8 protein-coding genes are annotated in these 11,630 nt (G+C 38.2%); 4 read left to right on the forward strand and 4 right to left on the reverse strand.

Annotation, left to right across the window (positions count from 1 at the left end):
• The first annotated feature begins 196 nt into the window (after window positions 1–196).
• Both M2R48_RS13095 and M2R48_RS13100 read left to right on the forward strand, forming a co-directional pair.
• Complete coding sequence (locus M2R48_RS13095) at window positions 197–889, forward strand: LuxR C-terminal-related transcriptional regulator (RefSeq protein ID WP_262086392.1); 693 nt, start codon at window positions 197–199, stop codon at window positions 887–889.
• Window positions 835–2,775, forward strand: coding sequence for an ATP-binding protein (locus tag M2R48_RS13100; protein WP_315972843.1), 1,941 nt, complete (start codon window positions 835–837; stop codon window positions 2,773–2,775). Before M2R48_RS13095 ends, M2R48_RS13100 begins: the two co-directional genes overlap by 55 nt.
• A gap of 164 nt (window positions 2,776–2,939) precedes the next feature.
• On the opposite strand, the gene M2R48_RS13105 is transcribed toward M2R48_RS13100, so the two are convergent.
• The 4 genes from M2R48_RS13105 to M2R48_RS13120 form a co-directional block, all read right to left on the reverse strand.
• Window positions 2,940–5,405, reverse strand: coding sequence for an ExeM/NucH family extracellular endonuclease (locus tag M2R48_RS13105; RefSeq protein ID WP_262086394.1), 2,466 nt, complete (start codon window positions 5,403–5,405; stop codon window positions 2,940–2,942).
• 217 nt (window positions 5,406–5,622) lie between these two features.
• A complete protein-coding gene (locus M2R48_RS13110) occupies window positions 5,623–7,269 on the reverse strand; it encodes an AMP-binding protein (RefSeq protein ID WP_262086395.1) in 1,647 nt (548 codons plus the stop codon).
• A gap of 274 nt (window positions 7,270–7,543) precedes the next feature.
• The gene (locus M2R48_RS13115; protein ID WP_004719396.1) at window positions 7,544–8,677 is read right to left on the reverse strand and encodes an acyl-CoA dehydrogenase family protein; all 1,134 of its coding nucleotides are present in this window, start codon (window positions 8,675–8,677) and stop codon (window positions 7,544–7,546) included.
• A gap of 206 nt (window positions 8,678–8,883) precedes the next feature.
• Complete coding sequence (locus tag M2R48_RS13120) at window positions 8,884–9,654, reverse strand: 3-hydroxyacyl-CoA dehydrogenase (RefSeq protein WP_004719394.1); 771 nt, start codon at window positions 9,652–9,654, stop codon at window positions 8,884–8,886.
• 191 nt (window positions 9,655–9,845) lie between these two features.
• Between M2R48_RS13120 and M2R48_RS13125 the strand changes: the two genes are divergently transcribed.
• Together M2R48_RS13125 and M2R48_RS13130 are read left to right on the forward strand one after the other, a co-directional pair.
• Window positions 9,846–10,880, forward strand: a complete 1,035-nt coding sequence (locus M2R48_RS13125) for an AraC family transcriptional regulator (RefSeq protein WP_262086396.1) — start codon at window positions 9,846–9,848, stop codon at window positions 10,878–10,880.
• Window positions 10,881–11,101: 221 nt separating this feature from the next.
• On the forward strand, window positions 11,102–11,449 hold the full coding sequence (locus M2R48_RS13130) for a hypothetical protein (RefSeq protein ID WP_004719389.1): 348 nt from the start codon (window positions 11,102–11,104) through the stop codon (window positions 11,447–11,449).
• Window positions 11,450–11,630: the final 181 nt, after the last annotated feature.

Raw genomic sequence — 11,630 nt, forward strand, 5'->3', positions numbered from 1 at the left:
AGTTAACTTGGTCTCAATAAATTGACTTTAGGTATCATTTAATACTCAGTAAGTGCGTTAAATCTCGATTGTAATAAACTGAATATTCATTCCTAATCACTGAATTAAATACTAAAAATACCTATTATCAGGTATAGATAAAGCCATCAATATCTGAAAAACTAAGTCCAATAGACATGGGCGAGTTTTTTACATCATGAACAATGAGTTAAGTTTACCTGTTCCAGTCATCATCGTAGAAGATGAGCCGCTTATACAAAAAAGACTGACTGACATATTAATTAATCTAGGATACTCAATTGCAGATTTACGTTTTGCCCAAAGTTTAGCTCAAGCCAAAGAACAACTCAGTATACATTCAGCCTCTTTTGCATTGGTTGATTTAGGCTTGCCTGATGGAAATGGAATTGAGTTTATTGAGATTTTAAAAAACTATGATCCAACCATCATGATTTTAGTGATCTCTGCATGGAGCACTGAAGATGCGATCCTCAATGCACTAAGTGCAGGTGCAACAGGCTATGTACTCAAAGAAAGAGATGACTTAGAAGTTTCCCTTTCGATCAAAAGTGTCTTGCGTGGTGGAGCGCCGATTGATCCATTTATTGCTCAAAAAATTTTAAAACAACTACACTTTAATGAAAAAAATAATTCAAATAAAACTGCACTCTGTCAGAAAGTCACTGATCAGGACAGTGTATTATCCAAAAGAGAATTGGGAATTTTAGAACTGGTTTCTCAAGGCTTAAGCAATAAGGAAATTGCAGATCAACTCAATTTATCCCGTTATACCGTTGAATCTCATATTAAACATATTTATCGGAAACTTGCGGTATGCAACAGAGCCAAAGCCATCGATACAGCACGCAACTTAGGATTACTCGACTAATTCTAAAATTAATCGGGTTGTTCGGTCTTATGCTAAGTTTGACCCAGCATTTTGCTTTTGCTGGTGCTGCCTTAACAGGTCAGTCCAATACAACAGGTGCAGCCTGCCACTTTCAAATCCAAAGCATACAAGTTGCTCAAGCGCTTGCAAATCTTGAACAGGTTCCCCAACAGGGATGGAAAACAGTCACCTTGCCCGATGACTGGGAAACGCGCTGGAAAAACTATACAGGCTCAGCTTGGTATAAAATCAAATGGCAATATCAGTGCGATCAGGAAAATCAACCTGTCGCCTTACTGATTGAACGAATCAATATTGCAGGAGCTGTCTATAGCAATAATGAACTGTTATGGAAAGACAAATCCTTAGTAGAGCCATTGTCTAGAAGTTGGAATATGCCAAGATATTGGGTGCTTCCTGCTACATCTATTCAAAACCAGCAAAATGAAATTTTAGTCCGTGTTGTAGGGGTTGCATCACAACATTCAGGCCTAGGAAAAATTAAATTTGGTCAGGCCGAAGATATCGCCAATCAACAGGATCAGTTGGTTTTTGAACGGCGAACTTTATTTTTTATCAATATTATTATTACCTTTGTGGTGGGAACTACAGGTTTTACCATTTGGCTATTTCGACGCCAAGAAAAAGCCTTTGGGTGGTTTGGTTTAACTTCATTTTTATGGGTATTGTTTGCCTATAATATTATTTCGACCATTCCTCTTCCTTTTACCGACAGTATCTTAACAGCACGTCTAAATCTGGTGTTTTTAGTTGGATATACCTATTGCCTCTGTTTATTTGCTTGGCGTTTTGCCAATCGCCATTATCCGTATTTAGAACGTTTACTTTTATTGACCTCTACAATCGCAATTGCGGCATTGCTATTGACACCGATCAATTATCTAGAGCGTAGCTTATCCTCTGTCTTTTTCTATTCTGGCATGGTATTTATTTTTAACTGCTTGTTTTTTCAGTGGATTGCTTTTAAACGTAGAAAGATGGACATTCTCCTGCTTGCGTTTATTTTCCTTATCTATTTACTTATTATTGTTCATGATTTTTATAGCATGATCCATCATCTGGATCAGACGCTCTATTGGACGCCATTGGCCGCACCAATTACCAGCTTAGCGATTTCGTTTATCTTGGCTTATCGTATTTCGCAAAATGTTGGACGTATTGAAAAATTTAATCAGACGCTTGAAGAAACTATTGAAAAAGTCACGTTTGACTTAGAACAATCTTTAGATAAAAAATACCAACTCGAAATTGATAATATGCGGTTGCAAGAGCGTCTAAACCTGTCCCATGAATTACATGATGGACTGGGTGGTTCAATTGTTCGCTCGATGATTATACTAGATCACAGTGAACATATTGAAAAACAGCAAGTGATCTCTATGTTTAAACTGTTAAGAAATGACTTACGCCAAGTGATTGACTCAGGAAGCAGTGCTGGGGCAAAAATACCTGAAAGTCCAGTGATGTGGGTTGCGCCATTGCGTCATCGTTTTATACAAATTTTCGAAGAAATGGAAATTGAATCGACTTGGATTTTTGCAGAAAAATGGAAACATAAACCGCTTGCATTGGTTTGTTTAACCTTTTCTCGTGTCGCAGAAGAAGCCTTAACCAATATTGTAAAACACAGTCATGCAACTGATGTCGAAGTTTCGTTGGTTGAAGATGAACGACAACAACTCGTTTTAACCATTCAAGACAATGGCATTGGCTTTGAAGTAGATCAAGTTCAAGCTGGTTTGCATGTGGGTTTGCAGAGTATGCAAGTGCGAGTAAAAAGAATTGGAGGTAGTTTTGAAATCCATTCTCAGCAGGGTTTTACTGTGATCCGAGCCATAGTACCGTTGAAAGATAAAACTGAATGATTTGGATGGATGAAATAGAATTTCGACCAATATCATTCGCTTGATCTATGAAGGGATTCAGTCTTAAATCAGTTGGTGCAATTTTTTATGTTATATAGTTTTATAAAAGCATAAAAAAAGAGAAACTAGATCACTAGTTTCTCTTTAAAAAAGATATCAGCGTATTAGGATTTCTTTTTTGAACGCGCTAATACTGAGCTCGCTGTAAGCAACATCAGTCCAAATAAAGACCACAGTCCCGTACTGCCCCCACTGCTCTTATGCCCACCTGTAGTACCACTTGATTCATTTAAATCTAAATCAACAATAACCGGATCGTGATCAGAAGAACGGAAAGCATCTGGCGCATAAAAAGAAGCAATTTGTTCTTCAGTCTTATATTCTTCATTGTAGTCTAATGCTGTTGGTTCATCAGCATTGATATGCCATGCAAAAGTACGTTTAACCATTGGGTATAAGTTTGCATCTGCAATTGCATGATCTAAATTACCCGCACCACCATTCCCTGTTGCATCACTGGCCACACCAAAGACATAGCTATATGCAGATTTACCTTGCCCTACTTTTTCATCATTTAGCAATATTTTGTAGTTGGCCTTTTCAAATGCCAAGATTGGATCTTCTTTGGCATAACTGTTCATATCCCCGACCAATAAATAATTTGGCTTTTCAGCTTTGGTTGGGTTGGTTGCAATCCACTGAATCAATTTTTGTACTGCAGTGACACGAGTCGGATTCCAACAGCCTTGACCATCACCTTGGTTTGCTTCTGGTGAGGTTTTATCCTCAGGACAACTACCTTTAGACTTTAAGTGATTTGGTACAACAGTAAAGGTTTTTCCTCCCGTTACCGCTTGGAAGCTTTGTGCCATCGTGACTCGGTTTTTCTGTGTCAAATCATCATATACCACAGGATTACCAACAGTTTTTACACGTTTGCTATTATAAATAATCGCAACTGCAATCACGTCAGTGCCTAACTTATCCATATTCGGTGGGATGACATATTTCCAATCTGCACCTAAAGCTTTGGTTAAGTAATTCACAGCACTTTTTTCGCCATAACCATTGTTGGCAATTTCCATTAAGCCATAAACATCTGCATCAATGGTTTTAATCGCACTGACTATTTTGGCATGTTGACGATTAAATTCTGTCTCGGTGTTTGCACCACGATCTGGTTTAACACCAATCAGCGGCGAATTGTCATAATTTAAGACGTTAAATGCGGCAACACGAACCTGTTTACTCTCTTTTGCCAAGACGGTTGAATTCCGCAGATTACTGTCTTTGACAACCTCAGGCAAAGCTTTGTTTTGAATCGGTTGAATACGCCAAGCATTGAAACGGTATTCCAAAATCCCTTCAACATTTTTAAGCTGATAGCCTGTACGTAAAGTGTTTGCCGCATTAAATGTTTGTGGCAACCATGGTGTTCTGTTTTGATTGTTATAACCATCATCCAAGATAATCTTAGACAATAGATTTTGTTTTGCTAAAGCAACCGCTTCATTGGATTTCGCAGGATATAAATTGGTTGGGATATATAAGCGTCCCAAACTTAAAGACAATTGACCATATCGACCATAATCATAATTCTCGCTAACCGTTAAGGTTTGAGGAATTTTCACCAACATGCCTTGATAGCGTTTAGGTGCATTGCCTGTAGCATCGGTTAAACTTGAAAATGGCAGTTGAATCGGGGTAGAACTCACTAGACTTGCGGCTTGATTATTACAGGTCTGAATATTGCTGCTCAGTTGATCAATTTGCAATTGATTTTCATAATTGGTTAAACGCCCTTTCAGAATCACTTCTTCACCCACTTTACCGCCAGTGATTGTGCTTGCAGCAGGGAGATAGACAAAGATCGCATTGCTTAAATTTGCTTTAGCTTTACTGTCAGGAGTTTGAATATAAAAACCTGAAAAACCATTTTGATAGCGATAATCCGCTGTAATGACACCTCGAACCACATATTGTTGGTTTTGTGCCGCAGATTGTAAATCTGCAATTGCAGTATCAGCAGTACTACAACTGATTGCAGTGATTGGCGGTGTCGTTGTACCAGTACCTAAATAGCTACTGAATGCATTACGATCTGACCATTTGCTCCACTCACTGTCCAAATCAAAGGCACTCTTTGGATCTACAGCGCTGACATCATTTTTATTTTTTATTCTGCTTAGGCTATTTCCAGCACTGGTTATTGTGGTCCCCCAACCGCCACTTGCAGGTCTTTCCCCAATCCGCCCAAAACGATCTACAGCTGTTCCTTTATACACAAGGACCAAGGCATCATCGCCATTAAATGACAAAGCATTTGCAACTTGATTTAATTTATTACCAATTTCTGCCTGTAATTCAGTACTGCCCACAATAAATTTGGCTTTGGTCGCAAGTGTTCCTTGTAAATCAACAGTTGTAGGAGTTGTTTTACCATTGCTATATAGCTGAATTTGATAATCAGCAAGGTTGACGGTTGATGCATCTGGATTATAAATTTCTAATCCTTTTCTACTTCCTGTACCATCAATGTATTGGCTAAACATCAATTGTGCATAGCTTGGAAATGAACAGCCCAATAGTGCAAGGCTTAAACAAAGTGTATGTGGTTTTAAATTTTGCATAATTTTTAACGTTTGTTGAAATTTAAAGCAGATTAATTTTTATTAATGACAATATCGTGAATTTGAATCATTCTATTTAATCCATTTATTGTTTAGACAAAATCTATCACAGGCAAAGTGGACTAAAATTGTTATAACGACCTTAGAAATACGAGATCTTATGCTGAGCATAAAAAAAGCACCCTTTCGGGTGCAAAGCATGGAACTTTAAAAGATATTAAGCCTGCAATTGCATTTGCTGTAATTTAGCCACTTCTTGTTGCTTCAATAAATTACGTTGAATTTTGCCACTCGATGTTTTAGGTAAGCTTTCAACAAACTCAATTTCACGTGGGTAAGAATGCTTAGATAATCGTGAACGTACATATTCTTGTAATTTAGCATTCAATTGGTGACAACCCGTGAATTGAGGCTTGAGCACAACAAAAGCTTTTACGATCTCTGTTCTTTCTGGATCAGGTTTACCAATCACGGCAGATTCTAAAACTTCAACACATTCCAAAAGGGTACTTTCTACATCAAATGGCCCAACACGATAACCTGAAGTTGTAATGACATCGTCTGCACGACCAATAAAATCAACCCCACCTAATTCATTCAAGCGAACCGTATCCCCAGTTAAGTAATAATGACCAACGAAGGATTTACGATTATTTCCACCATAACCTTTAAACCATGTGAGTGGCGATTGAGAGAAGTCAATTGCTAGTGTTCCAATCTCTCCTCGTTCAACTTCTTGGTTGTCTTGATTTAACACTGCAAAACGATGACCAGGATTAGCAAAACCTGCTGAGCCGACTTTTATTGCATGTGCTAAAGCATGATGGTTACCAATCACCATACCTAATTCTGTTTGCCCATATTGGTCATAAATATTGACATTCAAGTCATGATTAAACCAATGAATTACTTCAGGTGTTAAAGGTTCACCCGCACTGCTGACTGCACGTAAATGAGCTTTGATCGAAGTACTAAATTTTTCTTTAAAGCCAAAGAACATACGAAATGCTGTAGGTGAACCTGTAAGATTACTGATTTGGTATTTTTGAATAATTTCCAAAGCATGGTCGACACTAAATGCGCGTTCATCCATGATAATACTGTGTCCCAATCCCAATGGGCCAGCAATACCATAATATAGACCATATGCCCAACCTGGATCCGCAAGGTTCCAAAATGAATCTTCTTCACGTAAATCAACAGCGTGACGCATATATTCCTTAAAGGCCAAAATCGCTTTTAATGGCACTGGAACCGATTTTGCCAAACCTGTTGTTCCAGAGGTAAACATCATTAAAAAATCATCAGCAAAACTCAACATGACGGGTGTACATTCAGCTGATTGACCTGCTAGTTCTTGCCAAAAATCTGCATCTTTTGTTGCTGCAAAATCTTGTGGATGAACAGTCAGAATATGTGGAAGTTCAATCCCGTTTAGTTTGGGACGTTGTTCACTGTTGGTGATGATCAGTTGGGTATTGGCTGTTGCTACGCGATGCTCAATCGCTTTTGATTCAAAGGCGGTAAATAAGGGCTGATAAATTGCTCCGATACGCCAAGTTGCCAATATGGTGATCAATAGTTCTGGAGTCCGTGGTAATAAGCCAGCAATACAATCGCCTGTTTTTATGCCTAGCGATTGTAAATAATTGGCTAATTTTCCTGATGCTTGTGCCAGTTGTTCAAAGGTCCATTGTGAAGACTCACCGTTTTTGCCTTCCCAGCTCAAAGCCACTTTATTTAAACCGACAAAACGCTCACAGCACTCGATATAGGCATTGATTGACTGTGGGTTGCCAACCAGTTGCTCATTGATTAGTTTTTCATAATCGAATTCTTGATAGGCTTGTTCCAATGTTTTCATGGCAATATCCTTGTATTTTCAGCACAAATCATCTCGATGTGCAGTTCCATATTTTGCTTTCTAGCTTTTCTAAAAATGTTGAATCATTCAACATGTGTTCCTATGCGTATAGATAACCATGATTAGAAATCACGCACAATTTCCAAATACCTCAATTATATTGCGGTTTTTGAACATCTGCTTTTCCTGTCATGGTGTAAGGCTTTAAAATAAAAAAGACCAGTGCGAAGCTGGTCTTGAGATAGAGTTTTGATACGCTAATCTACAATTGAACTTACTGAATCACCGCTCTTGCGATAACTAAACGTTGAATATCGGAAGCGCCTTCATAAATCTGGCTGACTCGAACATCTCGATAGATTCGCTCTACTGGAAAATCAGCAACATAGCCATAACCACCATGAATTTGTATCGCATCTGAACAGACTTTTTCAGCAATTTCAGATGCAAATAACTTCGCCATCGATGCTTCTTTTAAACAAGCTAAACCTGCATCTTTTAAACTTGCGGCATGGTAAATCAACTGCCGTGCTGCTTCGATTTGAGTGGCCATATCGGCTAAGCGAAATGCCACAGCCTGATGTTGTACCAACTCCACTCCGAAAGCTTTACGCTGATTGGCATATTCAACCGCAGCATCCAACGCTGCTCTTGCCATTCCCACACATTGAGCGGCGATACCAATGCGACCTGACTCTAAATTCGACAAGGCGATTTTATAGCCTTCACCCTCATTTCCTAATATGTTCTCAGCAGGAATCCGACAATTCTCAAAAACAATTGTTGCAGTATCTGAGCAATGTTGTCCCATTTTGTCTTCAATCCGAGAAACGATATAACCTTCTGTATTGGTTGGAACGATAAAACAAGAAATACCTTTCTTTGCTGCGGATTTATCCGTAACTGCAAACACAATCGCCACTTGTGCGTGCTGTCCAGAAGTAATGAATTGTTTGGTTCCATTAATCACCCACGAATCGCCATCACGTTCTGCTTTACATAGCAAAGCACCTGCGTCTGAACCCGCCTGTGGTTCCGTTAAACAGAAACAGCCAAGCCATTGACCTGTTGCCAATGGCATTAAGTAGTCTTGTTTTTGTCGGTCTGTCCCATATTTTTGGATAATTCCACAAGGCAAAGAATTTTGTACGCTGACAATGGTTGAAATTGCACCATCTCCTGCAGCAATTTCTTCAATTGCCGTCACCAAGGAGATATAGTCCAAACCTGCGCCACCCCATTGATCAGACACAGTCATGCCTAATGCACCCAGTTCACCCAACTCTTTGAGTTCTTGCTGAGGAAATTTTGCAGTTTTATCACGTTCAGCAGCTGTGGGTTTAAGTTTATTCTGCGAATAATTTCGCATCATTTCCTGAACCATTTTTTGTTCATCATTGAGAATCATTTGAGCATCCCTCTCAGCACTTTTAAATTTTAAATCACTGCAATCATGATCAGCGACCAATCAAAATCTCGTTGTTTATATAAATTTAGGCTAAAGTCTGCCTAACATGATGGTTTAGATCATGTCAGGCAGTATTCAATTTTTTAAAAGTTTGCTATTGCTTACGTTAAAGCAAAGTTAGAAATAAGCAGACGGATTAGACCAGATTACTTTGGCTGCATACGGATTGCGCCGTCTAATCGAATTGTTTCACCATTTAAATAGCTATTTTCACAAATATGACCAACAAGCTGTGCAAACTCTTCAGGCTTCGCAAGGCGTTTAGGAAAAGGCACCATTTCACCCAACGCATCTTGAACATTTTGTGGTAATGATTTCAACATCGGGGTTTCCATAATCCCTGGTGCAATGGTCATCACACGGATGGCATGTTGCGCAAGTTCTCGCGCCAAAGGTAATGTCATTGCAACAACAGCACCTTTAGATGCAGCATAAGCGGATTGACCAATTTGGCCATCAAACGCAGCCACTGAAGCAGTGTTAATAATCACACCACGATCTTCTTCACCTGCTGGTAACGCATAACGAGAAATGACATCTGCGGCAAAACGCAGCATGTTAAATGTTCCTGCGACATTAATATTCAATACTTTTTGAAATGCGTCTAAAGCATGGATGCCATTTTTACCTAGTACTTTGGCAGATGGACCAATCCCTGCACAATTAATTAAGCCATTTAATTGAGCATAATCCTGCTCCACATTTTTAAAGAATTGTTCAACAGCAACTTCATCGGTCACATCAAGTTGAACAAATTTGGATTTTTCACCTAAGCGCTTCTGCATTTCTTCGCCAAGCTGGTGATTCATATCCACCATGATCACTTTCGCACCTTGACCAATCAAATGTGTGGCTGTCGCTGCACCTAATCCAGATGCACCACCAGTCACAACAAAAACTTTTCCTTCAATTTTCATTTTATTTTCCTAGTTCATTGTTTGAATTGAGCAGTTTAAATGATGAATTAAACCCACTTTCGACTTAAGATGCAGAGTAAACATAGTCAAGCTTGAGTACAATTTCCAAAAGTTGCATCCTGTATGATGTATTTGGACAATTTAAACATCTTTTTGGAAAACTTTAGTCACAAAACACGTCTCACAAGATAATGGAATACACTGTGAACAATCAACAATTCAGTGAAAGCAAAGGCACAATTTCAATTGCACTGGTACATGAGGCGCTGAGCAGTGCCCAAGACAAGGGGTATGATATACAGCAGATTTTGCATGATGCAGAGATACCGCTGGAAATATTTCATGCAACCAAATCACGTATTGCTGTTTCAGCTTATGCAAAACTTTGGACTAAAATAGCAGACCATATGAATGATGAGTTCTTTGGCATGGACTCGCATCAGATGCGACGCGGTTGTTATAAATTATTGTCTAAAATGGTCATGCAAGCGGATACCCTACAGACAGCGATTGAACAAATTTTGCAATATTTTAATTTTGTCTTGGATGACTTCACCAGCAAACTGATTATTGATGAAAATTATGCATACATTGTCATTACAGATAAATTACAAACTAAGCGTATGTTCTGCTATGCCACTTATATTATGTTGATTCACAGTTTGATCTGTTGGTTAGTAGATCAAAGAATTTTACTCAATCAATTACAATTAAAATGCACGCCTCCTGAAGATGACAGCGATTATCGCGTTCGATTCTGTGAAAATATTACTTACCAAGCAGATGAGAATTATCTGCAATTCGATGCAAACTACTTAAACATTCAAATCAAACGCGATCAAAAGTCTTGGTATGGTTTTATTAAAAATACCCCTGAAAATCTACTATTAAGATTTAAGAATCCTTTGGCTTTAAGTTCAATGATTCGTAAGCAATTACTTTCTATTGCTCCTGCTGAATGGTTAGAACTCGGTGAACTATCAGCACAGCTCAATATTTCAGAAGCCACTATACAACGCCGTTTAAAAAATGAAGGCAGCAGTTACCAACAACTCAAAAATGATATACGGCGAGATATGGCGATTGAACTGCTTGGTAAAACCTCACATACCTTACAAGACATCAGTGAGCTGTTGAACTTTCAGGATGCCAGTGCATTTCATCGCGCATTTAAAAAGTGGACTGGGGTAAGTCCAGGTGCTTATAGAGAACCCAAACAACCTTGATAACATCGTTAAACAAAATCTCAGTCTTTAGGGAAATTTATTTAAAATCAAAATTATAATAAAAAACATATCAATATAAATGCAAGCTCGATATTTACAGCTTATCTGAATAAGGTTGCAAATCAATCAATAATGGTATATTTATTACCCAATTTAAAGCAGGTTTTCTGCTTATTCCCTGTGGTACCCTCCTCCCCTTTAATCACTTTTAGGTCACTAACATGATTAAGATGATTGATGTACTAGAGCAAAATCTAGTTCAAAACTTTATCCATTCCCTTTCTGCTCAAACTGAACATTTAGATGAGCTTATCGAAGGTATTTTAAAAGCTTCAGATCATGACTTTGAACATGCCATGAATGATTTTTTCAAAACCAATGATGCTGCAGAAGTCGCACAAGCGCTTGATATTCACCAAGAGCGATTAGATGCAATTCAATCAGGCTTAGCAATGAAAAAAGAAAACATTGCTGATACTGCAAAAATTGTTGCGCTTTGTCTGGCACTTGAAACCAATGCATTAGACCAAGTTGAAATTGCAGACAGTCTGGAAGATTATCCAGTTTAATTTGCCCAATCCAAAAATGCCTCTGTATAGAGGCATTTTTTTATGTCTAATGACTAAAATTTAATTAGAATATTTTTTTATAACTCATTTCAATAATCATCTATTCAACAAGCAAATATGCATACTTTAAAAACATAAATCAATTCAAACAGTTAAAATAATATTTTTTTACATTTCATAT

The organism is Acinetobacter sp. I-MWF (genome assembly GCF_025433935.1).
In the GTDB taxonomy this organism is placed as follows: Bacteria; Pseudomonadota; Gammaproteobacteria; order Pseudomonadales; family Moraxellaceae; genus Acinetobacter; species Acinetobacter guillouiae.